At 41.9% G+C, this 26,171-nt stretch carries 21 protein-coding genes and 2 pseudogenes; 19 read left to right on the forward strand and 4 right to left on the reverse strand.

The window, feature by feature from the left end:
- Positions 1-10 precede the first annotated feature (10 nt).
- Both NYE49_RS03680 and NYE49_RS03685 read left to right on the forward strand, forming a co-directional pair.
- The gene (locus NYE49_RS03680; RefSeq protein ID WP_342410935.1) at positions 11-1,201 is read left to right on the forward strand and encodes a CamS family sex pheromone protein; all 1,191 of its coding nucleotides are present in this window, start codon (positions 11-13) and stop codon (positions 1,199-1,201) included.
- Positions 1,202-1,362: 161 nt separating this feature from the next.
- Complete coding sequence (locus NYE49_RS03685; protein ID WP_080344163.1) at positions 1,363-2,373, forward strand: phosphotransferase enzyme family protein; 1,011 nt, start codon at positions 1,363-1,365, stop codon at positions 2,371-2,373.
- 37 nt (positions 2,374-2,410) lie between these two features.
- Here the strand turns inward: NYE49_RS03685 and NYE49_RS03690 are convergent, their stop codons facing one another.
- Together NYE49_RS03690 and opuE are read right to left on the reverse strand one after the other, a co-directional pair.
- Positions 2,411-3,109 carry an MgtC/SapB family protein gene (locus NYE49_RS03690; protein ID WP_010886431.1) on the reverse strand — a complete coding sequence of 233 codons (699 nt, stop codon included), beginning with the start codon at positions 3,107-3,109 and terminating at the stop codon, positions 2,411-2,413.
- 106 nt (positions 3,110-3,215) lie between these two features.
- The gene (opuE, locus tag NYE49_RS03695) at positions 3,216-4,694 is read right to left on the reverse strand and encodes a proline transporter OpuE (RefSeq protein WP_047182219.1); all 1,479 of its coding nucleotides are present in this window, start codon (positions 4,692-4,694) and stop codon (positions 3,216-3,218) included.
- Between the two features lie 413 nt (positions 4,695-5,107).
- On the opposite strand from opuE, the gene gatC reads away from it, so the two are divergent.
- Genes gatC through gatB form a run of 3 tightly spaced genes read left to right on the forward strand, consistent with a single transcriptional unit; the run spans position 5,108 to position 8,315 of the window.
- On the forward strand, positions 5,108-5,398 hold the full coding sequence (gene gatC / locus NYE49_RS03700; RefSeq protein ID WP_003219442.1) for an Asp-tRNA(Asn)/Glu-tRNA(Gln) amidotransferase subunit GatC: 291 nt from the start codon (positions 5,108-5,110) through the stop codon (positions 5,396-5,398).
- Positions 5,399-5,413: 15 nt separating this feature from the next.
- On the forward strand, positions 5,414-6,871 hold the full coding sequence (gatA, locus tag NYE49_RS03705; RefSeq protein ID WP_003242878.1) for an Asp-tRNA(Asn)/Glu-tRNA(Gln) amidotransferase subunit GatA: 1,458 nt from the start codon (positions 5,414-5,416) through the stop codon (positions 6,869-6,871).
- Between the two features lie 13 nt (positions 6,872-6,884).
- On the forward strand, positions 6,885-8,315 hold the full coding sequence (gatB, locus tag NYE49_RS03710; protein ID WP_047182220.1) for an Asp-tRNA(Asn)/Glu-tRNA(Gln) amidotransferase subunit GatB: 1,431 nt from the start codon (positions 6,885-6,887) through the stop codon (positions 8,313-8,315).
- On the opposite strand, the pseudogene NYE49_RS03715 reads toward gatB, so the two are convergent.
- Positions 8,312-9,200, reverse strand: a pseudogene (locus NYE49_RS03715) (TetR/AcrR family transcriptional regulator). The gene gatB and the pseudogene NYE49_RS03715 overlap by 4 nt on opposite strands.
- 131 nt (positions 9,201-9,331) lie before the next feature.
- On the opposite strand from NYE49_RS03715, the gene srfP reads away from it, so the two are divergent.
- From srfP to NYE49_RS03755, 8 genes are all read left to right on the forward strand, one after another.
- Positions 9,332-12,490, forward strand: a complete 3,159-nt coding sequence (gene srfP, locus NYE49_RS03720; protein ID WP_047182222.1) for a surfactin resistance protein SrfP — start codon at positions 9,332-9,334, stop codon at positions 12,488-12,490.
- A gap of 152 nt (positions 12,491-12,642) precedes the next feature.
- The gene (locus NYE49_RS03725; RefSeq protein WP_003233894.1) at positions 12,643-13,554 is read left to right on the forward strand and encodes a diacylglycerol kinase; all 912 of its coding nucleotides are present in this window, start codon (positions 12,643-12,645) and stop codon (positions 13,552-13,554) included.
- A gap of 55 nt (positions 13,555-13,609) precedes the next feature.
- The gene (gene rlmD / locus NYE49_RS03730; protein WP_047182223.1) at positions 13,610-14,989 is read left to right on the forward strand and encodes a 23S rRNA (uracil(1939)-C(5))-methyltransferase RlmD; all 1,380 of its coding nucleotides are present in this window, start codon (positions 13,610-13,612) and stop codon (positions 14,987-14,989) included.
- 386 nt (positions 14,990-15,375) lie between these two features.
- Positions 15,376-15,762: a hypothetical protein gene (locus NYE49_RS03735; RefSeq protein WP_047182224.1), complete on the forward strand. Its 387-nt coding sequence runs from the start codon at positions 15,376-15,378 to the stop codon at positions 15,760-15,762.
- Positions 15,763-15,859: 97 nt separating this feature from the next.
- On the forward strand, positions 15,860-16,681 hold the full coding sequence (locus NYE49_RS03740; protein WP_342410936.1) for a hypothetical protein: 822 nt from the start codon (positions 15,860-15,862) through the stop codon (positions 16,679-16,681).
- Between the two features lie 16 nt (positions 16,682-16,697).
- Positions 16,698-17,420 carry a hypothetical protein gene (locus tag NYE49_RS03745; protein WP_047182226.1) on the forward strand — a complete coding sequence of 241 codons (723 nt, stop codon included), beginning with the start codon at positions 16,698-16,700 and terminating at the stop codon, positions 17,418-17,420.
- An 817-nt stretch (positions 17,421-18,237) separates the two neighbouring features.
- Entirely contained in the window at positions 18,238-18,882 is a 645-nt protein-coding gene (locus NYE49_RS03750; RefSeq protein ID WP_047182228.1) for an ATP-binding cassette domain-containing protein, read from the forward strand.
- A complete protein-coding gene (locus NYE49_RS03755; RefSeq protein ID WP_047182229.1) occupies positions 18,882-19,583 on the forward strand; it encodes a hypothetical protein in 702 nt (233 codons plus the stop codon). Before NYE49_RS03750 ends, NYE49_RS03755 begins: the two co-directional genes overlap by 1 nt.
- 105 nt (positions 19,584-19,688) lie before the next feature.
- Here NYE49_RS03755 and NYE49_RS03760 read toward each other — a convergent pair.
- Positions 19,689-20,732: pseudogene (locus NYE49_RS03760) on the reverse strand (T7SS effector LXG polymorphic toxin); the annotation flags it as partial.
- Positions 20,733-20,941: 209 nt separating this feature from the next.
- Here NYE49_RS03760 and NYE49_RS03765 point away from each other — a divergent pair.
- The 6 genes from NYE49_RS03765 to yeeK all read left to right on the forward strand — a co-directional run bounded on the left by NYE49_RS03765 (position 20,942) and on the right by yeeK (position 26,118).
- On the forward strand, positions 20,942-21,958 hold the full coding sequence (locus NYE49_RS03765; RefSeq protein ID WP_047182230.1) for a hypothetical protein: 1,017 nt from the start codon (positions 20,942-20,944) through the stop codon (positions 21,956-21,958).
- A gap of 107 nt (positions 21,959-22,065) precedes the next feature.
- Positions 22,066-23,226: a lysozyme inhibitor LprI family protein gene (locus tag NYE49_RS03770; RefSeq protein WP_047182231.1), complete on the forward strand. Its 1,161-nt coding sequence runs from the start codon at positions 22,066-22,068 to the stop codon at positions 23,224-23,226.
- A 147-nt stretch (positions 23,227-23,373) separates the two neighbouring features.
- Positions 23,374-24,504, forward strand: coding sequence for a response regulator aspartate phosphatase RapH (gene rapH / locus NYE49_RS03775; protein WP_342410937.1), 1,131 nt, complete (start codon positions 23,374-23,376; stop codon positions 24,502-24,504).
- A complete protein-coding gene (phrH, locus tag NYE49_RS03780) occupies positions 24,494-24,667 on the forward strand; it encodes a phosphatase RapH inhibitor PhrH (RefSeq protein ID WP_342410938.1) in 174 nt (57 codons plus the stop codon). The genes rapH and phrH overlap by 11 nt, the downstream gene beginning before the upstream one ends.
- 160 nt (positions 24,668-24,827) lie before the next feature.
- Entirely contained in the window at positions 24,828-25,547 is a 720-nt protein-coding gene (locus NYE49_RS03785; RefSeq protein ID WP_003242611.1) for a YebC/PmpR family DNA-binding transcriptional regulator, read from the forward strand.
- Between the two features lie 133 nt (positions 25,548-25,680).
- Positions 25,681-26,118: a spore coat protein YeeK gene (yeeK, locus tag NYE49_RS03790; RefSeq protein ID WP_080344165.1), complete on the forward strand. Its 438-nt coding sequence runs from the start codon at positions 25,681-25,683 to the stop codon at positions 26,116-26,118.
- Positions 26,119-26,171: the final 53 nt, after the last annotated feature.

A 26,171-nucleotide genomic window follows, 5' to 3' on the forward strand; every position in this document is an offset into this window, starting at 1 on the left:
GTGTTTTCTATTGAAAAAGACGTTGGCATTGGCGGCAACGGCGGCAGTATTAATGCTGTCTGCCTGCTCGTCAGGTTTCGGGGGGGAGAAGGAGGAAGAGATTACGCAAAAGACGGCGAAATCGTCAGAAAAAGCGATTGTCCCGAAATATAATATCTCTGACTCCTATTACAAAATGGTGCTGCCGTTTAAGGCAGGCAAAGCGCGCGGCTTAACAACGGAACAGCTGAACACAAGGCTGGACATTGACGAATTTGAAACAGGGCTGATGCGTCTTGCCCAAGATTCTTTCTCGACTGACGATTATCTGTTCCAAGAAGGACAATATTTAGATGAGGATACAGTATTAAGCTGGCTGGCCCGGAAAAAAACGGGCTCTGATTTGAAAAAAGCCGAAAAAGAAGATAAAAACTTCAAAAATGAAGGCTTGAACCCGGCGCTCCCGAGTTCTGGTTCAACAGAAGAAAAGAATGAAAGCAGCCCGATTTATTTAGCCTCCATGCTTGAGCACGATTATTTAGTCAGAAAAGACAAGAATTCTATCCAGCTTGGCGGCGTCATGATCGGACTGGCGTTAAACTCCGTGTATTACTATCGTGAAAAAACTGGCGACCCGCAAAAAGAAGTGGAGATTAAAGACAGCACGCTTCGCCAGCAGGGAGAAAAAATTGCACAGGAGGTTATTAACCGCCTCCGTAAAAAGGATAATTTGAAGAATGTGCCGATTACCGTCGCGCTCTACAAGCAGGCGTCAAAAACATCGATTGTGCCGGGGAACTTCATCGCCAAAACAGAGGTCAAAGCAGGCTCTACTGATATCTCAAATTGGGATGACATCAATGAAAAATATGTATTCTATCCGGCGGATACAACCACAGCAGAAAAGTACCCGGATGACACCGAGGTCTTTAAGCGGTTCAAAAATTCAATTGAAGAATATTTCCCGAACTATACAGGCGTTGTCGGTACAGCGCTGTATGAAAATGATGAAATGAAGAAAATGAAGATTGACATACCAATGCAATTCTACGGAAAAAGTGAAGTTGTCGCGTTTACCCAGTTTTTAACGGGTGAAGTGATGGACTACTACTCTAAGAGCTCAGTTGATGTCGAAGTCAATATCACGTCCTCAGACGGACAGGAAGCGGTCATTATCCGCAATGCTGGAGATAAAGAGCCGACTGTTCACATTTATAACTGATAGAAACCCCTTGTGCCATATTGGCACAAGGGTTTTTATGTTACAATTAACAGGAAAAGGGAAATCACTTTCGCTTCTGCCGAAACACAAATCAAGGGGAGGTATGTTGATGCTGGAAATCGTGTGAAAACAATCATTATCAAATCTATAGCAATGAAAGGATGTTAGACGTGCATAAAGATATCAAAAAAATATTTCATGAAGAGCAGGTTTTGGCAGAAGCTGCAGCGAGATACGGTTTCTCAAAAGATCAGGTGCGTTTTCTGGCTGATGCGGAAAACTATGTATATGAATGTATGAAAGACAATCAACCTTATATTTTAAAGATTACCCATACGATTCGGAGATCTTCTGATTATATAATGGGAGAGATGGAATGGCTCCGTCACCTTGCAATAGGGGGAATTTCAGTAGCCAAACCGCTCCCATCGCTGAACGGAAAAGACGTAGAAGCAGTGCCGGACGGAAACGGCGGGTCATTTTTATTGAGAGTGTATGAGAAAGCGCCGGGGCAAAAAGTGGATGAATCGGACTGGAATGAAACGCTATTTTATGAGCTTGGCAGATACACAGGCAGCATGCACAGCCTGACAAAAAGCTACAAATTGAGCAATCCCGCTTTCAAAAGACAGGAATGGGATGAAGAGGAGCAATTAAAGCTGAGAAAATATGTGCCTGAAGATCAGATAAAGGTGTTTCAGCAAGCCGATTCTTTGATGAATGAACTGCGGAGGCTCCCGAAAAGCCAGGACAACTACGGCTTGGTGCATGCGGATCTGCACCATGGCAATTTTAACTGGGATCATGGCAAAATCACGGCATTTGATTTTGATGATATCGGCTACAACTGGTTTGTTAACGATATTAGCATTCTTCTCTACAATGTCCTGTGGTATCCGGTTGTGCCATATGATGATAAAGCTGCGTTTACAGAAGAATTTATGACGCATTTTATGAAAGGGTACTGGGAGGAAAATGAGCTTGACCCTGCATGGCTGATGATAATACCTGATTTCCTCCGCCTTCGCCATATGCTGATTTACGGATTGCTGCATCAGATGTTTGACCTTAACACAATAGGAGAAGAAGAAAAAGAAATGCTGGCCGGTTTCAGAAGAGATATAGAGAATGGCACGCCGATTACAGCATTTGATTTTTCAGCACTGGTGTAGATAGAAGAAGCCAATGGGATTCCAGTCCCATTGGCTTTTATAATGTATCACACTTCACGCCGACTACGCCTTCAATGGCTTTAATGTCATAGTAGACATCGGTCGTGTATCTGTTTTTATGGACGCGGACCTTCACTTCCATAATTGGAAAATCCTTTTCGCCCAGGTCGTCGATCCGAACGGAGTGTGCTTTGATATCTCTTCTTTTCATTTCTTTTAAAATCTCTGTCATTTTGTCTTTATCAGAAAGTGACATTCTGATGCGGATGTCTTTTTCCTGCAGGCGGTCGGGGCCGATTTTTCTGACCACCCATGGGAGAAATTCCACGCTGATCAGGATGAACAGAAGACTGGCAAACGCTTCTTTATAAAAACCGGCTCCCGTAGCAAGCCCGAGCCCCGCTGCCCCCCAGATCATGGCCGATGTCGTCAGGCCGGAAATGACATCATTGCTTTTTCGCAGGATGACACCGGCGCCGATAAACCCGACGCCGGAGATGATTTGTGCCGGCAGACGAAGCGGATCCATCATGATGCGGTAGTATTTAGGGAAATGATATGCCGCATTAATACTGACGATCGTCAGCATGCATGAGCTGACTGCGATGACAATACAGGTTTTTAATCCGAGCGGCTTATTTTTTAATTCGCGTTCAAGCCCGATGACCATGCCAATCAATGTGGCAATGCCCAATTTCAATAAAATATCAGGATCAATATACCAGCTCAACAGCAAACTTCCCCCTTCTCTATGGTGTTTTTAAATAAATATGATTTTCTCACAGTATTTATAGCAAAACAAGGGCACAAAAGCCACCAAGCTGCGCTTGATGGCTTATTGCTTACTTTTTGCGTTTTAACAGCTTTTCCATGACACCGAATAATCGGTAAGAGGCTTTTGCAGGACGTTTTGTGATCATGCTGACAATGATGCCGGCAATCATACTGAGAATAAACCCAGGGATGATTTCGTACACACCGGTTGATTTTGCCAGGCCGGTTGTAATCCAGATCAACACGGTCGCAGCCCCGACAATCATGGCAGCAAGCGCGCCCCATTCGTTCATTCGCTTCCAATACAGACTGAGCAGAATCGCAGGTCCGAAAGCTGAACCGAAGCCGGCCCAAGCGTATCCGACCAAATCAAGAATGGTGCTGTTCGGGTTCAATGACAAGAGTACCGCGATAACGGCAATGATTAAGACGGACAATCGCCCGATCATGACCAATTCTTTATCAGAAGCTTTTCGTCTGAAAAATGACCGGTATAAATCCTCTGTAACAGCACTTGCTGTGACCAAGAGCTGTGAGGAAATCGAACTCATGATGGCAGCCAAAATAGCTGACAATAAGAACCCTGTAATTAATGGGTGGAACAAGATTTTAGAGAAGATAATGAAAATCATCTCCGGATCTTTTACAGCAACTCCGAATTTATGGGCGTATGCAACACCGATTAAACCCGTCAGCACGGAACCTAGAACTGTAATGATCATCCAGCTCATACCGATTCGGCGTGCAGGTTTTAAATCTTTAATGTCTTTAATGGCCATAAATCGGACGATGATATGAGGCTGGCCGTAGTAGCCCAACCCCCAGGCTAAATAGGAAATAATGCTAATGACGCTCGCGCCTTTAAAAATATCCAATAAATGTGGATTAACAGCGTCGATTTCATGGAAAGTCGGAGCAACGCCGCCCACATGGGTAAAAGCAACGATCGGCACAAGCACTAGTGCTGCAAACATGATCGCACCCTGCACGAAGTCAGTCAGACTGACAGCAAGGAAACCGCCAAACAGTGTGTATAATACGACAACTGCGGTGGTCAGAAACAAGCCTAATTTGTAATCCGCACCAAAAGCAGATTCAAACAGCCGTCCGCCAGATACCATACCGGAAGAGGTATACAATGTGAAAAAGATCATGATGATCAATGCAGATACGATTTTCAGCAGTGATGAAGAATGCTGGAATCGTTTATCAAAGAAATCAGGAATCGTAATCGCATCATCCGCCGCTTCTGTATAAGCACGCAGCCTTGGAGCCAGCAGCAAGTAATTTGAGTACGCCCCGATTGTAAGACCTAAAGCAAGCCATAAGGTGGACAGCCCTGTCGCAAACATCGCGCCGGGAACACCCATCAGCATCCATCCGCTCATATCGGCCGCGCCGGCAGACAAAGCAGTAACGAATGGTCCGAGGCCTCTTCCTCCAAGCATGTAATCATTGATGTCAGTGGTTTTCTTGAATGCATACCAGCCGATTAACAGCATGGCAATAAAGTAAATTCCTAAAGATATAATAATTTCAATACTCACGTTTTACCCTCTCTTCATTTCTAATAATGTTGCATCACCTCTCAAATTGATGGTGCCAGTTAAGCAGCCTGGCGTAAGTGCAAAACAAAAGAAATTCTTTTGCGGGTGCACTTGGTAACTTAACCTAACAAAGTATTCCCGGCCATTCAAGCGATGAAACATTGATCATAAGCTGGAAATACCGTTGCAAACCTAGAAGGGAATAAAGAATAAAACGCTTTCAAAAAATAATTAAAGTAAAAATATTCAGAAAAATATTTCGTTTCTCCTTCTCCTCATTTTAGTATAAAATATATAGGGTATTGTTTCGAAAACACAGGCCTGTCTCAAGGCGTTTTGTTGCTTTAAAGGGCTTGTTTTTGATATGATCAGTATTATATGACTTAACGGAGAAATATGTGGAGGTGGATCATATGTCACGAATTTCAATAGAAGAAGTAAAGCACGTTGCGCACCTTGCAAGACTTGCGATTACTGAAGAAGAAGCAAAAATGTTCACTGAACAGCTCGACAGTATCATTTCATTTGCCGAAGAGCTTAATGAGGTTAACACAGACAATGTGGAGCCTACAACTCACGTGCTGAAAATGAAAAATGTCATGAGAGAAGATGAAGCGGGTAAAGGTCTTCCGGTTGAGGATGTCATGAAAAATGCGCCTGACCATAAAGACGGCTATATTCGTGTGCCATCAATTCTGGACTAAAGGAGGGACACAAGAATGTCATTATTTGATCATAAAATCACAGAATTAAAACAGCTCATACATAAAAAAGAGATTAAGATTTCTGATCTGGTTGATGAATCTTATAAACGCATCCAAGCGGTTGATGATAAGGTACAAGCCTTTTTGGCATTAGATGAAGAAAGAGCGCGCGCATACGCGAAGGAGCTTGATGAGGCGGTTGACGGCCGTTCTGAGCACGGTCTTCTTTTCGGTATGCCGATCGGCGTAAAAGATAATATCGTAACAAAAGGGCTGCGCACAACATGCTCCAGCAAAATTCTCGAAAACTTTGATCCGATTTATGACGCTACTGTCGTTCAGCGCCTTCAAGACGCTGAAGCGGTCACAATCGGAAAACTGAACATGGACGAATTCGCCATGGGGTCATCTACCGAAAACTCTGCTTACAAGCTGACGAAAAACCCTTGGAACCTGGATACAGTTCCCGGCGGATCGAGCGGCGGATCTGCGGCTGCGGTTGCTGCGGGAGAAGTTCCGTTTTCTCTTGGATCTGACACAGGCGGCTCCATCCGTCAGCCGGCTTCTTTCTGTGGCGTTGTCGGATTAAAACCTACATACGGACGTGTATCTCGTTACGGACTGGTCGCATTTGCGTCTTCATTAGACCAAATCGGACCGATTACACGTACGGTTGAGGATAACGCGTTTTTACTTCAAGCGATTTCCGGCGTAGATAAAATGGACTCCACGAGTGCAAATGTGGACGTGCCTGATTTTCTTTCTTCATTAACTGGCGACATCAAAGGACTGAAAATCGCCGTTCCGAAAGAATACCTTGGTGAAGGTGTCGGCAAAGAAGCGAGAGAATCTGTCTTGGCAGCGCTGAAAGTCCTTGAAGGTCTCGGCGCTACATGGGAAGAAGTGTCTCTTCCGCACAGTAAATACGCGCTTGCGACATATTACCTGCTGTCATCTTCTGAAGCGTCAGCGAACCTTGCACGCTTTGACGGCATCCGCTACGGCTACCGCACAGACAACGCGGATAACCTGATCGACCTTTACAAGCAAACGCGCGCTGAAGGTTTTGGAAATGAAGTCAAACGCCGCATCATGCTCGGAACGTTTGCTTTAAGCTCAGGCTACTACGATGCGTACTACAAAAAAGCGCAAAAAGTGCGTACGTTGATTAAGAAGGATTTCGAGGACGTATTTGAAAAATATGATGTTATTGTTGGACCGACTACACCGACACCTGCGTTTAAAATCGGTGAAAACACGAAGGATCCGCTCACAATGTACGCAAACGATATCTTAACGATTCCGGTCAACCTTGCCGGCGTACCGGGAATCAGCGTGCCATGCGGATTAGCAGACGGTCTTCCGCTCGGCCTGCAAATCATCGGAAAACACTTTGATGAAAGCACTGTATACCGCGTTGCTCATGCATTTGAACAAGCGACAGACCATCATAAAGCAAAACCTGAACTGTAAGGGGTGAAAAGAATTGAACTTTGAAACGGTAATCGGACTTGAAGTCCACGTTGAGTTAAAAACAAAATCAAAAATTTTCTCAAGCTCTCCAACGCCATTCGGCGCGGAGGCGAATACGCAGACAAGCGTCATTGACCTCGGTTACCCGGGCGTCCTGCCTGTCCTGAACAAAGAAGCCGTTGAATTCGCAATGAAAGCCGCTATGGCGCTCAACTGTGAGATCGCAACGGATACGAAGTTTGACCGCAAAAACTATTTCTATCCTGACAACCCGAAAGCGTATCAGATTTCTCAATTTGATAAGCCAATCGGCGAAAACGGCTGGATCGAAATTGAAGTCGGCGGCAAAACAAAACGCATCGGCATCACGCGCCTTCACCTTGAAGAGGATGCCGGAAAGCTGACGCATACAGGCGACGGCTATTCTCTTGTTGACTTCAACCGTCAAGGAACGCCGCTTGTTGAGATCGTATCAGAGCCGGACATCCGCACGCCGGAAGAAGCGTACGCGTATCTTGAAAAGCTGAAATCCATCATCCAATATACAGGCGTTTCTGACTGTAAAATGGAAGAAGGCTCACTTCGCTGTGACGCCAATATCTCTCTTCGTCCGATCGGCCAAGAGGAATTCGGCACAAAAACAGAATTGAAAAACTTGAACTCCTTTGCGTTTGTTCAAAAAGGCCTTGAGCATGAAGAAAAACGCCAGGAGCAGGTTCTTCTTTCGGGCGGCGTCATCCAGCAAGAAACTCGCCGTTATGATGAAGCAACGAAGAAAACCATTCTTATGCGTGTCAAAGAGGGATCTGACGACTACCGTTACTTCCCAGAGCCAGATCTAGTCGAGCTCTACATTGATGATGAATGGAAGGAACGCGTAAAAGCAAGCATTCCCGAGCTTCCGGATGAGCGCCGCAAGCGTTATATCGAAGAGCTTGGCTTGCCTGCATATGACGCGATGGTTCTGACGCTGACAAAAGAAATGGCTGATTTCTTCGAAGAAACCGTTCAAAAAGGCGCTGAAGCCAAACAAGCGTCTAACTGGCTGATGGGTGAAGTGTCAGCTTACCTAAACGCTGAGCAAAAAGAGCTTGCCGAGGTTGCCCTGACACCTGAAGGCCTTGCCGGCATGATCAAATTGATTGAAAAAGGAACCATTTCTTCTAAGATCGCGAAGAAAGTGTTTAAAGAATTGATTGAAAAAGGCGGCGACGCTGAGAAGGTTGTGAAAGAGAAAGGCCTTGTTCAGATTTCTGACGAAGGTGTGCTTCTGAAGCTTGTCACTGAGGCGCTTGACAACAATCCTCAATCAATCGAAGACTTTAAAAACGGAAAAGACCGCGCGATCGGCTTCCTAGTCGGACAGATTATGAAAGCGTCCAAAGGACAAGCCAACCCGCCGATGGTCAACAAAATTCTGCTTGAAGAAATTAAAAAACGCTAATAAAAAAGCAGCCCGCAGAGGCTGCTTTTTTTATGGTCAAATTGAGATAAAGACTGAGATGAGGGCCCGGAGCCTTTCAACTTCTTTGTCGTTGGTTCCGGTCAAATTGAACAGCATGCCTTTAATAATCGGCTTGCGCGGTTTATCCTGAGTCAATTCTTCCTCGATAACATCAAGTGACACTGTGATATCCTCGGGCAGCGTGCTGTTTTCTTTCACTTTCTGAATGTCCTCAAGCAGCTGGTCCTTCCCCGCAGGCATCGGGTTGAAAATGTCTTTTGACACAATCGGATTGAGTGCAGAACGGCTCAGCCCCTGTACAAGATCATCCAGTCTCTCAATAATAAAGGCTGAGATTTCTTCTGCATCGATATTAAGCTCACCGTTAAATACCATCACGTTCATATAAGAATGCACAATGCCTCTTGCCATGATGGACAGATCTGCGACATACCGCTCGATTCCTTTGCCATAGGATACCAGCAAGGCGTTCCGGTACAGCTTATCCGTCTCCATGGTTACTTTGTAAAAGTATTGCTTGATTTCTTGATTTTCCGGAATGATATTTTCGGTAAGCAAAAGAACGATAAAATCTTTATGATCACGAAAATCCTCAAATTGTGCGCCAATTTGTTTTTTCAAAACTTCTTTAGGCGGCTTTCCTGCGAGATCTTCTTCTATATTTTTCATTTTGTTCATAGACATACCGATATAATATTCACAGGCAGATAACAGCAGCGCTTCTTTCGATTTGAAGTGCAAATAAAAAGCGCCCTTCGAAATGCCGCATTCACTGGCGATTTCTTGGATCGTCGTAGCTGCGAATCCTTTTTTCGCAAATAAACGAATGCTGGTTTTTATGATTCTCTCTTTTTTTTCATTCATGACGTGCTTCCCCTTAATCCTTGAAAAATTTAGTAAAATTTTCTGGTATATGAGTTGACGTTGTTGCGTTATAACGTTTAGTATTATATAGAATGACCAGTCAGTCAATAAAAAATGTAATGGAGGATATGATGAATCACGTTATTAATTTCGTTCTGAAAAACAAATTCGCCGTATGGCTGATGACGATTATTGTAACGGCAGCCGGCTTGTATGCGGGTATGAATATGAAGCAAGAGTCTATTCCTGACGTGAATATGCCTTACTTGACGATCAGCACGACATATCCGGGTGCGACACCAAGCCAAGTGGCTGATGAAGTGACCAAACCGGTTGAACAAGCCGTACAGAACTTGGACGGTGTCAGCGTTGTGACGTCGACGTCCTATGAAAACGCATCGTCGGTCATGATTGAATATGATTATGAGAAAGATATGGACAAAGCGAAAACAGAAGCAGCTGAAGCGTTAGAAAACGTCAGCCTGCCTGATGACGCGAAGGATCCGGAGATTTCACGCTACAGCTTGAACTCATTCCCGATTCTGACGCTGAGCGTGTCCAGTGATAAAGATAATCTGCAAGAGCTGACGAAACAAGTGGAGGACAGCCTCGTTTCTAAGCTTGAAGGCATAGAAGGCGTTGCGTCCGTCCAAGTATCAGGCCAGCAGGTGGAAGAGGTTGAATTCTCGTTCAAAGAAGACAAACTGAAGGAATACGGCCTTGATGAAGATACAGTCAAGCAAGTGATTCAAGGTTCAGATGTGACAACTCCGCTTGGATTGTACACATTCGGAAATGAAGAAAAATCTGTCGTCGTTAGCGGCGATATTGAAACAATTAAAGATTTGAAGAATATGAGAATCCCGACGGCATCTGCTTCAAGTGCAGGCAGCAGCGCAGCATCTCAAGCGGGTGCGCAGAGTGCTCAAACAGCTCAGAGCGCGCAAGCGGCAGCACAGGCGCAGCAAAGCGCAAGCACAGCAGTGCCGACGGTCAAACTTTCTGACATTGCTACAATTAAAGATGTGAAAAAAGCTGAATCCGTTTCACGCACAAATGGCAAAGACAGCATCGGCATCAACATCGTCAAAGCAAACGATGCGAATACGGTAGAGGTTGCCGACGATGTCAAAGCTGAGCTGAAGAAGTTCAAAGAAGACCATAAAGGCTTCAATTACAGCGCAACTCTCGACATGGCGGAGCCGATCACACAGTCAGTTGACACGATGTTAAGCAAAGCCATCTTCGGTGCTATTTTTGCGATTGTGATTATTCTCTTATTCTTAAGAGATATCAAATCAACATTAATTTCGGTAATTTCAATTCCATTATCATTGCTGATCGCACTCCTTGTGCTGCAGCAGCTTGATATCACATTGAATATTATGACGCTCGGCGCAATGACCGTTGCCATCGGACGTGTAGTCGATGACTCCATCGTTGTGATCGAGAACATTTATCGCCGAATGAGACTCAAAGACGAGCCGCTCCGCGGAAAAGCCTTGGTTCGTGAAGCGACGAAGGAAATGTTTAAACCGATCATGTCATCAACGATTGTGACAATCGCGGTATTCCTGCCGCTCGCACTTGTAGGCGGACAAATCGGTGAGTTGTTTATTCCGTTTGCCTTAACGATTGTTTTTGCGCTTGCCGCATCCCTGGTGATTTCGATCACGCTTGTGCCGATGCTCGCACACAGCCTGTTCAAAAAATCATTAACGGGCGCGCCGATTAAAGCGAAAGAACACAAACCTGGCAGACTTGCAAACATCTATAAAAAAGTATTGAACTGGGCGCTGAGCCACAAATGGATCACGTCTATCATCGCTGTTCTGATGCTCCTTGGAAGCTTGTTCCTCGTACCGTTAATCGGTGCCAGCTACCTGCCGTCCGAGGAAGAAAAAACGATGCAGCTCACATACAGCCCAGAACCGGGTGAAACGAAAAAAGAAGCCGAAAATGAAGCTGAAAAAGCGGAAAAAATCCTGCTTGACCGCAAGCATGTCGATACGGTTCAGTATTCATTAGGCTCTGGCAGCCCGCTTGCCGGAGGAGATTCTAACGGCGCGTTATTCTATATCAAATATGAAAGCGACACGCCTGACTTTGATAAAGAAAAAGATAACGTTCTGAAGGAAATCCAAAAGCAATCTGACCGCGGAGAATGGAAGTCACAGGACTTCAGTTCTTCAGGCAATAACAACGAATTAACATACTATGTGTATGGCGATTCTGAAAACGATATTAAAGACACGGTCAAAGACATTGAAAAAATCATGAAAGATGAAAAGGATCTGAAAAACGTAAACTCAGGCCTTTCCAGCACATATGATGAGTACACATTTGTCGCTGACCAAGAAAAACTAAGCAAACTCGGTTTAACCGCGTCTCAAATTTCTCAGGCCTTAATGTCACAAACATCGCAAGAACCGCTCACCACAGTGAAAAAAGACGGCAAAGAGCTTGATGTGAACATTAAGACAGAAAAAGACGAGTATAAGAGTGTGAAAGATTTAGAGAATAAAAAGATCACTTCAGCGACTGGCCAGGAAGTCAAAATCGGCGATGTGGCAAAAGTGAAAGAAGGATCAACATCAGATACCGTGTCAAAACGTGACGGAAAAGTCTATGCGGATGTCACAGGTGAGGTTACATCTGACAACGTCACAGCCGTATCAGCTGCTATCCAGAAGAAAATCGATAAGCTAGACCATCCTGATAACGTATCGATTGACACCGGCGGCGTATCAGCGGATATCGCTGATTCCTTCACGAAGCTCGGTTTAGCGATGCTGGCAGCAATAGCGATCGTTTACCTTGTGCTCGTGATTACCTTCGGCGGAGCGCTAGCGCCATTTGCGATTCTGTTCTCATTGCCGTTCACAGTCATCGGTGCCCTGGTCGGACTTTACGTATCAGGTGAAACGATCAGTCTGAACGCAATGATCGGTATGCTCATGCTGATCGGTATCGTTGTCACGAATGCCATTGTCTTAATTGACCGCGTGATTCATAAGGAAGCGGAAGGCCTGTCTACGAGAGAAGCGCTCCTGGAAGCCGGCTCTACACGACTCCGTCCGATCCTGATGACAGCCATTGCGACAATCGGCGCCTTGATTCCATTAGCACTCGGCTTCGAAGGCGGAAGCCAGGTCATTTCAAAAGGACTCGGCGTAACCGTTATCGGCGGTTTGATCAGTTCAACGCTTCTGACGCTCTTGATCGTGCCAATCGTATACGAAGTATTGGCGAAGTTCCGCAAGAAAAAACCGGGAACGGAAGAAGAGTAAAAAAAACAAAAAGCCTCAGCTCTGCTGGGGCTTTTGTGCGTTTTCACCTGTAAGATTATGTACATTTTGTTGCGATTTTTTTAACTCATAGTATAATTAAAGGTTGTTAGTGTAAAAATGGATCGGATACTCTTAAGTAGGATGATGAGATAATGAAACGTGCACGCATAATATACAATCCGACTTCAGGACGGGAGATCTTTAAAAAGCATCTTGCCCAGGTCCTGCAAAAATTTGAACAAGCCGGCTATGAAACCTCCACCCATGCGACGACATGCGCAGGAGACGCTACACACGCTGCCAAGGAAGCGGCATTGCGTGAGTTTGACCTGATCATTGCGGCAGGCGGAGACGGAACGATTAACGAGGTCGTCAACGGGCTTGCGCCTTTAGACAACCGTCCGACACTCGGTGTGATTCCAGTCGGCACAACAAACGACTTCGCCAGAGCGCTCGGCATTCCGCGCGAGGATATTTTAAAAGCGGCAGATACGGTCATTAACGGCGTTGCCCGCCCGATTGATATCGGACAGGTCAACGGCCAGTATTTTATCAATATCGCCGGAGGAGGCCGCCTAACGGAGCTGACGTACGACGTGCCAAGCAAACTCAAAACAATGCTCGGCCAGCTTGCTTATTATTTAAAAGGAATGGAAATGCTGCCTTCACTTCGTCCGACAGAAGTCGAGATTGAATATGACGGCAAGCTGTTTCAAGGTGAAATCATGCTGTTTTTGGTCACGCTGACAAACTCCGTCGGCGGGTTCGAAAAGCTCGCGCCGGATTCAAGCTTGAATGACGGCATGTTTGATTTGATGATACTAAAGAAAGCAAATCTTGCTGAATTTATCAGGGTCGCCACGATGGCGCTTCGCGGCGAACACATCAACGACCAGCACATTATTTATACAAAAGCGAACCGCGTGAAAGTCAATGTATCAGAAAAGATGCAGCTGAACCTGGACGGCGAGTACGGCGGCATGCTGCCGGGCGAATTCGTGAATCTGTACCGGCATATTCACGTCGTCATGCCGAAGGAGAAAGCGGAACAGCTGGATGACTAAAACTTGGCTTTGTAAGCCAAGTTTTTCTTTCGCTTAAAACAAGAGGTGAACATACATGAAAATGAAACCCCCAGTAGAAAAAAACGAATACTACGACGTGACATTTGAGGATTTGACCCACGAAGGAGCGGGCGTCGCAAAGGTGCAGGGCTTCCCGATCTTCGTGCCGAACGCCCTGCCGGAGGAAAAAGCCCAAATCAAAGTCACACGTGTCAAAAAAGGGTTCGCCTTCGGCCGCCTGATCGAGCTGAAGGAAGAAAGCCCGCATAGAACGGACGCCCCATGCCCGATTTACAAACAATGCGGCGGCTGCCAGCTTCAGCACATGACATACGAAGGCCAGCTCTTGTTTAAACAGAAACAAGTCAAAGACGTCTTAGAACGGATCGGCAAGCTGGACCTGTCAAACGTCACCGTGCACCCGACTCTCGGCATGGAAGACCCGTGGAACTATAGAAACAAAGCGCAGGTGCCGGTAGGAGAACGGGAAGGCGGACTCGTCGCCGGATTTTATCAGCAAAGAAGCCATGACATCATCGACATGAGCGCCTGCCTGATCCAGCAATCCAAAAACGACGAAGCCGTCCAAGCTGTCAAAGACATTTGCGCCAAATACGGCGTCAAAGCCTACAATGAAGAACGCCACAAAGGCTGGCTCCGCCACATCATGGTCAGATACGGCGTCGTGACGGGCGAAATGATGATCGTCTTCATCACAAGAACGAACGACTTCCCGCACAAAGCGAAGATCATCGAAGACATCACAGCAGCGTTCCCGCACGTCAAATCAATTGTGCAAAACATCAACCCAAACAAAACAAACGTCATTTTTGGCAACGAAACAAACGTCATCTGGGGCGAAGAATACATCTACGACCTCATCGGAGACGTCAAATTCGCCATTTCCGCCAGATCGTTCTATCAGGTCAACCCGGAGCAGACAAAAGTGCTCTACGACAAAGCGCTTGAGTACGCGGAGCTTCAAGGTGAAGAAACCGTCATCGACGCCTACTGCGGCATCGGAACGATTTCTCTATTTCTGGCGAAGAAGGCGAAAAAAGTGTACGGTGTAGAGATTGTGCCGGAAGCAATTGAGGACGCAAAGCGAAACGCAGAATTAAACGGCATCACAAACGCAGAATTTGCAGTCGGGGAAGCGGAAACCGTGATTCCAAAGTGGTATGAAGAAGGCATTACAGCTGATACGCTAGTCGTCGACCCGCCAAGAAAAGGCTGCGACGAAGCCCTCCTACGCACGATTGTAGAGATGAAACCGAAGCGGGTTGTGTACGTGTCCTGTAATCCTGGCACGCTTGCGAGAGACCTGCGGGTGCTTGAGGATGGCGGGTATCAGACGCTCGAAGTGCAGCCTGTGGATATGTTTCCGCATACGAATCATGTGGAGTGTGTGGCTGTGCTGAAAATCAGACAATGAAGTGGCTCTGTTAAGCACACAGACATAATAATAAAACAAACAAACCTTAGTTTATATAAACTAAGGTTTGTTTGTTTTTTGTAATCCTCTAAAGCTGTACCTACTGAAGTAATGTAGAGTATAAATGTAAACTAGCATAAAAGTAAAAGTTGACATATGCTCACAGGATGTATTTATTGAACAACGATATAATGATTTTAAGTTGTAGTATTTTTTTAGGTAAAGACTATAAGGTATATTATCCTCTTTATTGAAGTCTATTTGAACATAGGAATAGAAAAAGAGAGAATAGTTTCGTATTTTTTGAAGAAAATACAAAAAGTAATCTTGAAATTAAAATAATTATATGCAATAATAACCATTGTAAAATAAAAGGAGGAATTTAGATGAAAAAGAAAATTGTAGCTGGTGTTTTAGGATTAACATTATTAATGCCTCTTGGGGCTGGAGCTGCTTACAAAAGTTATACAGGATATGTTTTAGGAGGGAATAGTTCAAACAACTATACAGGATATCATTCAAAAGAAACTTCTAACCAACACATCATGAATACTGTTGAAAACTTCCAAAAAGCTTCCTCAGCCAATTTTTGGGCGCAACGAAGTGGTGCGGACACAGTATCTTCTAAATACAACCAGAAAAAAGGAAATACAACTAAAATCAAATTTGATGATACAGTTAATAAAGGGCAAAAAGTAAGATTGGCAATGGAAAATGCAAACTGGAAGCAATTCTCTAGAGCATTTGTAGCTGGAAGAGCGGATTTTAGATAAATAAAATATTAAAATAACATAAAGCACTTTATTTATAAAGTGCTTTATGTTATTTTGTTCTAAGAAAACTTTAACTTGAAAAAGAAGGAAGATAGGGATGAAAATATTATATGAGATTAAAAATTGTTTAGCTAGAAGAGAAATACATTTTATATTTAATTTGTTAATGATACTTTCTATTGTAGGTTTTTTAATGGAGTGTTTTGCAGTATATGATAAGAAGATGTCTTTTTTGAGATCTTCAGCAGAATCAAGTTTAATTCAGGGAACATATTCAGTATCAATAATGGGAACAATTTTAATTATGCTACCAATTTTGAGCGGTATTATTTTTTCTGATTCAATACATACTGAATTTAAATCTGGTGTTTATAAGATTATTTTAACTAGAGTGCCTAAGAAAATTTACGTATTAACAAAGGCAGTTGTAATTTTCGTTACTACATTTTTTGTATTTTTTATTCCTTTTATAATAAATCAGTTACTCTGTATCCTATTTTTTCCGAGCGAGGGCTATGACAATATTTATTCACTACCCCCTTATGATATAGGATTTCAAAATTTTCACTACGAGTATTTATTTGATTTCCTGAGAGTTCAACATCCAATTATATATGATTTATTTTTTGCTTTTTTAATTAGTCTTTTTGCTAGTTCTGTAGCTGTTTTAACATTTTCAGTCTACTTTTTTACTCTAGAAAAAAACCGAATGGTAGGAATTGTTTTAGTATTCGGAGCTTATATTGTATCTACTATTTTATTCAGTACTATAGGGCTTGATGGTTTCTCACTTTACGACCAAATTACACCTGGACACATAGGTGATTCGGTTGGATTAATACTTTGGTTCATTTTTTTATTAGTATTATCATCATTCTTAATTATCTCCAAGGGCGTAAGAAAAGAATGGGAGTTATAATTGGAGGTAAAAATGAATGAATGGATTCACTAAACAAATCATTATTAATTTTCTAAATAATAAAAAGAATTTAATGGTCTTTTTAGGTATTTTATTTTTGCAGCTATACAATACTATGAAAGTAAATCAAGAATATTACTCTTATGATTACCTTATTATACACCATTCTTTATTTAATAGTTCTCTATTACTTATTTTAATCTTACCAATATATATGTATTTTGTTATGGAATTATTCGGGGAATTTAACTACTTGTTGGTTTTCGTTAGATTTAAAAATGGTAAGCCATGGAGAGTTCAAAAAAGTATAGTTTTACTAGGTCTCTCTTTTTTGTTTACCCTCCTACTACACTCTGGAATGTTTCTATATTTAATCTTAAACAATTTTAATTCTTTGTTTAAATTAGAAGAAACTAGTTTAATTATTCTTGGTTTTGTTTTATGTACTATAGGTTTTTATTTAATAGGAGAGATTATACTTTTTCTTGAAATTATATTAAAAAACAAAATAATACTAATATCCAGTCTTTACATAGGTTTTTTAGTTCCAGAATTTATAAAAGGAATTTTTTATTTACCTGTATATAATTATTTTGATTTCATTTTCTACCTCAATATTAGTAATTATAAAAATATAGTTATGTGCTTAATTTTCAATTTAATATTAATAATAATATTAATAGTGAGTATTAGATTTATAATTTATTTTTTTGATAAAAAGAGAGATTTAATGAGATAGAAGGTGACCTAATATTAATGTTCCTTATAAAAATATATTTATGATACTTATTCTAAGTATACTAGTTAATCTATATCAATTGAATAGCTATCAATTTTATAGTTCTCCAACTAAAGATGTTGGTTTTTGGGTGTTATTAACATTCGGGTATTTAGAGCCGGATAACTTGCTAGAGATTATCCCTCTATTAGCTTGGTTTCTTCCTCAATTATTTTTAATCCTTAAACTTGGCAATTATATTGACCATGAAATGAATAGAAATGCTGTATACATATTCACAAGAACTAACAATAAAGTTGGTTGGCTTATAAAAAGGTATGTAGAAATTTTTATATATACTACTTTTTATTACTTTCTATTTTATTTATTTACTATTTTATTTAGCTTATCTATGCATTTGAATATACACCTGAATGATTTTGTTGTTATTTTGTTTTTATTCATTATGCAAATAATAACTATTTATTTCATTCTTGTAATTGTAAATACAATAACAGTATATCTTCCGACCAATTTGAGTTATGTGGTTTTTTTAGGAGGATATTTTATTCACATTTTAATAATTGGAACAGTTATCAATAAAATGCAAGATAAATTCGTTATCTCGAATATTTCACCTTTTATTAACTCGATGGTTGGTTGGCAAAACAATAGTATTATACATGACATACAAATAAAAAATTCTTTCTTTATTTTAAGAAGTTCAAATTCATATATTTTATTATCAATTATTGCAATTTTAAGTGTAATTATAATTTTAATAAGTGCTTTATTTTTTAGACGGAAAGATATACTTTAATTTAAAGGAGTACTAAAATTGATCGAATTAAATAATGTCAGTAAAATTATAAAAAAAAATAAAGTTTTAGATAATATTAATTTGAAAATTGAAAATAATAAAATTTACGGATTCTTAGGAAGTAATGGATCGGGAAAGACTATGCTATTCAGAGCTATATGTGGCCTTATACGTCCTACTACAGGTGAAATTAAAATCAATAATAAAATTCTGCATAAAGACATGGGAATTCCTGAAAGTTTAGGAGTTATAATTGAAACTGTTGGTTTTTGGGATAACTTAACTGGTTTTGAAAATTTGAAGTTGTTATCAAAAATTAAGAATAAGATAAATGATTCTGAAATAAAAAGTGCAATTACTAGAGTTGGGCTTAATATTGAAGATATAAGAACATATAAAAAATATTCCTTAGGGATGAAACAAAGATTAGCTGTTGCGCAGGCTATTATGGAAAAACCTAAATTATTAGTGTTAGACGAGCCTACCAATGCTTTAGATGAAGACGGTGTGGAACTAATAAGAAATATTATACGTCAAGAGAAAGAAAGGGGAGCAACAGTTTTAATTGCAAGTCATAATAAAGATGATATTAATTTACTTTCAGACAAAAAGTTCAGAGTGAAAGATGGACGATTAACTGAAATGGAAGGAAACATAAGTTAATGAAAACAGGTATTAAGATTTTATATTTATTTACTATTCTTTTGTTTGTTTCCAGTATTATATTCGGTTTAATTATGAAAAGTTCTTTAATTGATAATGTTAATATAAAAAAAGATTTACATGAGTTTGATGGATATACTGTGTCCCTAAATTATACACCTGAATATACAAATATATATTTTGATAATAATATCAATAATTTAAAAGAACTAATATCAAAATCTGATTTAGTAGTAGTAGGTACAGTCGGCGAAAATAGACAAAATTATAATCAAGCGCTCAAATCAAATTTTAAAGTTGAAAAAACAATAAAATCAAAGAGTAAAGATAATTTAAAGAATGTCGTGATATATGAACCGAGCAACTTTTCCTCTGGAACTTACAACGTTGAATCTGGATATAATGTTATGGAACCAAATAAAAAATATTTATTATTCCTAAAACACCTTAAAATTCCAAGCGGTTATAAATATAAAAATAATGAGGCATTGACATATATGCCTGTCTCAAGTTTTTATGGAAAGTATACTGTGAATGAAAATAAAGAACATACTAAACTAATTGATATTAATACAATTGAAACTAAAACTTATCATAATATAAAAGAATACGAGATCTTAACTGATGATAAAAATATTTTACAGAGGTTAAATGATTTAAAAGCTGAGATTAGTAAAGAAAAATTTCAGAGTAAGAATTGAAGTCTCTCATATTATCGAAAAGGGCTCTTAGGCTGTCAAGGAATATTTGACAGCCTATTTGAATTAATGTTAATTTTTATAGTTACTTTTTTGTGCGTGCTATACTTTTTGGTACGATTCTTCGATTGCCGCTGAAATGGCTTCATACGTTTTGATCAGGTGAGCCACAGCTCCTGTAATGGCTTCAACGGTTCCGCCCGGATCTGTGACCATATCCCACAGGCCTACGACCGCGTCTTTCCCGGAATCATAAAGGCCGACGGCAACCCCTTTGAAGCCTGCTTCAAGCTCACGGGTGTTTTCAATTTGGGTGAAGTATCTCTGTTGTTCTGCTGTCAGATTTTTATAGCCGATCGTTTTTGCCATTTCGTAGAATTCATCGGCATCTGCATAATCGTAGTTTTTCAGTCTTTCTTTCAGTTTTTCAATCTTGCGTTCCTTCGCTTCCTCTTTCTTAATCTTCAAGTAAGCATCCGTCCGCTTTTCAATGTCGCCTTTTTTCTTATGTATGTCACTCTCACGGTACGCCTTGGCGTTGTAGTGGATGGGTGTGGCGTTTTTGCCTTTGCCCGTTGCTTCTTGGAGCTTTTGGAAGTCGGATTTGATGAATTGTTCGTTTGGTTCTGACAGGGCGTATTCTGTCTTCAGGTCTTCGTCCAAGGCGTCCAATTTTTCCAGTGTTTTTTTGCGTTTGTCGTTGGCATCTGCCAGCTCGTCTTTGAAGGTTTCTGTTGAAAACAGGTCGAGCGGGAGGATGTCGTCGATATCGTTCAGGATGTCTTTCATGGCTTTTTTCTGTTCGGACATGATGGATTTTGATTTTTTATTGGCATTTTCCAGTTCGTGCTCCAGGAAGGATTCTTCGATGTATGCGTCTGAGAGGCCTTTGTCCTCGGCGGCTCCGGCGATGCTGTTGAAAAATGCGATTTTCATGTCGATGTAGTCGATCCATTGGTCGGTGACGCCAACGTGGTCATGATAGAAGGCTTTGATGTTGCTGGCGCCTTTTCCTGAAAATTCGCTGTCACTGAGATCAGCGACGCTTTTTAATGCTTTTCTCAAATTAACCATTTGCGTTCTTAGTTCTTTATACTCTTTTGCACGGTCTGTCGCTTCCGAAAGCAGTGTTTTCGCTTCAAATACTTTCATGACCATTTCCCTTCTTTTGTTCACTCAATATCAAAATTTTACCACGGGGTGGGATGATGGTGGGTGTGAGAGCGTGTTTTGGTGGAAAAATGAGTCATTTGGCATGTGTCTTTATTCGTGGAGGGATTGGCGGAAACATGGTCGAAATGTATTGTCGCTACACATTTTTTGGAAGTTTGTATTCTATATTGTTTTTAAGGAGCATGATGATGAAGAAAAAATGGATTACATTTGGTTTATTAGGGTTAATGGTATGCATCATCCTGTTTGTTCTGTATGTTCAGTTACGCAATAAAGACAGTATTCCTGTCCAATCTTCCGCCATCCACCCCGAAGAAGACCGCATCTTTTTTATTTACTCCAATCCTTTCATAAAAGAAAGCGTGCTGCTTTCAACCTCAACAGGCGAACGGTTTAACAGGCGTACGTTTAAGGTGGCGGATGTGCCTTATATTCAAACGAAATCTTATGCATCAACAGACCTTGTATTATTGGCGGAACACGAGCCTTTTTACTACACGCTGGAGAAGGATGTGATCAAAGAGCATCCGCTGTCAGATCCATTTGCGTTTTGGCATGAGGGGAAGGATGTGTCTGTTAAGGCCTATAATGTTGATACGACGGGGAATGAGATCCGCATAAATGATAAAAAAATGAAGAAGGAATATAGCTTTACCTTGCCTTCGCTTGTCACGATGGGTGCCAGTGATGAGAACTTTATTTATATCATTCAAAGCATGTCTATTTACGTGATTGAGAGAAAAACAGATGAAATCATTAAGACCCTGAGTTTAGCCTCATACGCTGATCAATTCGCAGATTCGGAGGAATTTATTGTCGCGAGCTCGGATCATAAATTGACTGTGATTGAAAAAGGGACATGGAAAACGACATATATTCCGTATCCTGATGATCTTGAATACGCTGATACCGTATACTATAACAAGGAAAGCGGCAGTTTTTACGTTGCGTACGAAGACAAAGAGGGGGAGGCGAACTTGCTGGAATATGGGGAGGATTTTTCTTTTCACACATACAGCTTGACATTCCCTTATATGGAGGGGAAGTTTAAGGGGAGTCAACTGTATGTTGTTGCCCAGGAAGAGCATAAAAAGGGCATTGGCGGGTATATGGGTGTGTTTGATATTCATTCTAAGAAGATGCTTTATCAGTTTGATTTGCCTGAGGAACAGGTGAAGGTGCAGGGTTTTGTTGTGGTTGAGTAAGCTCATTTCAGTCTCTTTCTGCTTCTGTAAAAATGAAATGTACAAACTGACAAAAGACCTATAAAATGAGAAAGCTACCATGAGAGAGCAGAAGGGTGAGAGAGACAATGAGTTATAAATTAGGTGCGATGCTTTTATCGATACTATTCCTATTATCGGCGTGTTCTGATAGCGGAGCTTCTGATAAAAATCAGGAAAAGCAAGCCGTGAAGAAAGCTAGCGTTGCGAAACTGACGGAGCAGGAAGTAAAATCAGCTTTGAAAAACGATATTGATTCGATCTTTAATGCATTTGATAAAGCGGGAAAAGAAAACGGCTGGAGCACGGCAAACAAGGCGGATTTCAACAAGCTGCGGCCTAGTGTGCTGCCTTATGCAACAGAAACGTTTGCAGATCAGACCTTAAAGGATTTGGCTGGGGAGTACTTTTGCGAGTGTGATGCTCCTTTTCAACCCGGCACTGATTTTGATGTGCGTTTTACATATGAACAGAACAAGAATAAGATAGAGGCTTCATCAATAGATCCGGCAACAGAATTAAACAACATGGGCACGTTATGGACGTTTGAATTGGTGAAGGAAGATGGCGATTGGAAGATCAACAAATGGGACAGCAAGTCGCTTCAAGGGGATGATATCAAGCTGACAAAAGAAGAAGCGAAAACGATTCTGTCGAGAAACGGTGAAACGGCAGAATTTGTGAAGTCCTATGAATCGAAGGCTGACGGCGGAACAGCTTATCTTTTCAATGTGAAAAGTTCAAATGGGGAAAGACAGGTGGCGATCAGCTCAAAGGATACCAGTCTGGTAAGTGATAATGAAAACGAGACTGAGACCCCGGAGCAAGAGACAGCTCAGAAGACTGCGGAAACCGCATCGCCCGATACAGCGGATACACAGAGCAGTGAGCACACAACAGGAAGCACAAAAGCAGATTATGCTGCCAAATTGTCAGCGACAGAACAGAAAGAAAAGCACAATGACTATCAAAGTGATTATCAGATGATTGAGGATTACGGCTACAATTATCAAATGTGGGACGGATTGCTGAACGAGATATACGGCGTGCTGCAAAAACAGCTTCCTGCTTCAGACATGGCGGCATTAAAAGTGAAACAGCGCCAATGGATAAAGGATAGGGATGCTGCGGCCCAGAAACGATATGATGAGGAGGGCGGCGGTTCATTATCCCGAGTCGTCCAAACAGAAGAGCTTGCCAAACAGACGAAAGAGCGCTGTTACGAGCTGGTGAATACGTATATGAAATAAGATTGACATGGACCCTTGTGTAAAGGGTTCTTTTTTACGAAAAAAAACAAATTGACAGGATGAAAAAACAATTTCTTCCTTCTGTATTGTTTTCAAAATTTGGGATTGATAGAATATGACATATCTCATAGAGAAGGAGGGAAGCCGTTGAGTCAAGCCATACCGTCTTCGCGTGTAGGTGTTAAGATTAATGAATGGTATAAAATGATTCGCCAGTTCAGTGTTCCGGATGCTGAGATTCTGAAAGCGGAGGTGGAGCAGGACATTCAGCAAATGGAAGAAGACCAGGATTTGCTGATCTATTATTCTCTGATGTGTTTTCGGCACCAGCTGATGCTTGATTATTTGGAGCCGGGACAAACATACGGGAATCGCCCTACCGTGACAGAGCTTCTTGAAACGATTGAGACCCCTCAGAAAAAACTCACAGGCCTTTTGCAATACTACTCTTTGTTTTTCCGCGGCATGTATGAATTTGATCAAAAAGAATATGTGGAAGCGATCGGGTATTATCGCGAGGCGGAGAAAGAACTGCCGTTTGTGTCAGATGAAATTGAGAAAGCGGAATTCCATTTTAAAGTGGCCGAAGCGTATTATCACATGAAGCAAACCCATGTGTCGATGCATCATATTCTTCAAGCCTTAGACATTTATCAAAAAAATCCCCTATACAGCATTAGAACGATACAAAGCTTGTTTGTGATCGCTGGCAACTATGATGATTTCAAACATTATGATAAAGCGCTCCCGCACTTAGAAGCGGCGCTGGATTTGGCAATGGACATTCAAAATGACAGGTTTATCGCTATTTCTCTATTGAACATCGCGAACAGCTATGACAGATCAGGAGACGATCAGATGGCTGTAGAACATTTCCAAAAAGCGGCGAAAGTAAGCAGAGAGAAAGTGCCTGATCTGCTTCCGAAAGTCTTGTTTGGATTAAGCTGGACATTATGTAAAGCTGGCCAAACACAGAAGGCGTTTCAGTTCATAGAGGAAGGATTAGACCATATCACAGCACGTTCTCACAAATTTTATAAAGAATTGTTTCTGTTCTTGCAGGCCGTGTACAAGGAGACTGTTGATGAACGAAAAATTCATGATCTTTTAAGCTATTTCGAAAAAAAGAACCTGCACGCTTACATTGAAGCATGTGCCCGGAGTGCTGCCGCTGTTTTTGAAAGCAGCTGTCACTTTGAACAAGCCGCTGCGTTTTATCGGAAAGTGCTGAAAGCCCAAGAAGATATTCTAAAAGGAGAGTGTTTATATGCCTATTAAGAAAAAAGTGATGATGTGCCTGGCTGTTACTCTAGTTTTCGGAAGCATGTCGTTTCCATTCCTGAAAAACTCCGGCGGATTTAAGGAATCAACAGATCGAAATACGACGTATATCGATCATTCCCCTTACAAACTTAGTGATCAGAAGAAAGCCCTTAGCTAGGGCTTTTTCTTGCTTTACGGAAGACGTTCCATTTTCCACATCGCGGCATTCCTTCTATTTCTAACGCAAGACACTCGAAACAACCAAACCATTTGAGGTATAATGGATAAAGTGAATAACAGTATTTAGATTGATATATTATGAAAGAGAGTGGAACATCATGGGCCGTAAGTGGAACAATATTAAAGAGAAGAAGGCGTCTAAGGACGCAAATACGAGTCGAATTTATGCGAAGTTTGGCCGTGAGATTTATGTGGCGGCGAAACAGGGCGAGCCTGATCCGGAATCCAACCAGGCGCTGAAGGTTGTGCTTGAGCGTGCGAAGACTTACAGCGTGCCGAAAAACATCATTGAACGTGCGATCGAGAAGGCGAAGGGCGGAGCGGAAGAGAATTACGATGAGCTTCGTTATGAGGGCTTCGGGCCGAACGGATCAATGATTATCGTTGATGCGCTGACGAATAATGTAAACCGGACGGCGCCGGAAGTGCGTGCGGCGTTCGGGAAAAACGGCGGAAACATGGGTGTGAGCGGATCTGTTGCTTACATGTTTGACGCGACGGCTGTAATCGGTGTGGAAGGCAAAACTGCTGACGAAGCGCTTGAAATCCTGATGGAAGCGGATGTTGATGTACGTGACATTTTAGAAGAGGATGACAGCGCGATCGTGTATGCCGAGCCTGATCAATTCCATGCGGTGCAAGAGGCGTTTAAAAACGCGGGTGTCGAGGAATTTACAGTAGCGGAGCTGACAATGCTTGCGCAAAGTGAAGTAACGCTTCCGGATGATGCAAAGGAACAGTTTGAAAAATTGATTGATGCATTAGAAGATTTGGAAGATGTTCAGCAGGTATATCATAACGTTGATTTAGGCGAGTAAGGAGTGAGCAGGCTGTTATGGCCTGCTTTTTTTGTCCTGGAAATTGTTTTAGCTGTATGTAGGCGGCCGCCTATACGATCAGTAAGATATTCTCATACTCTGGACTGTAACCTATGTGAAGGAGAGAGTGAATATGACTGATACAAGACATATGTATGGCGGACCTGGTTGTGGTCATTATCAGGGCTTTGGTATTGGCCACCCGGGCTATGGCATGCAAAGCACAGGCTATCCGGGCTATGGCATGTATGGAGGCCACCCGGGCTATGGCATGCAAGGCTACCCAGATCACGGCATACATGGAGGAGTCGGCGGCTATCCGGGATATGGTGGGTACGGCGGTTACCCAAGCGGCGGCTATGGAGGCTCTCCGGGAGCTGGAAGCTATCCGAGCATGCACCATGAAAATGATGGACATCACCACTATTATCACCATCATCATGATGGAAAAGATAATCTTCATCACCATCATCACCATGTTGGAAAGGATAATCATCACCATCATCATGATGGTCATTATGGCCACCATCACCACCATATGGGCCACTGGGGAAAAGACGGATATAAATAAAGAAGATGATGATAAAAAGAGGACACTCTTGCAGATCAAGAGTGTTTTTCACC

It is taken from the genome of Bacillus sp. FSL L8-0358 (genome assembly GCF_038593095.1).
In the GTDB taxonomy this organism is placed as follows: Bacteria; Bacillota; Bacilli; order Bacillales; family Bacillaceae; genus Bacillus; species Bacillus subtilis.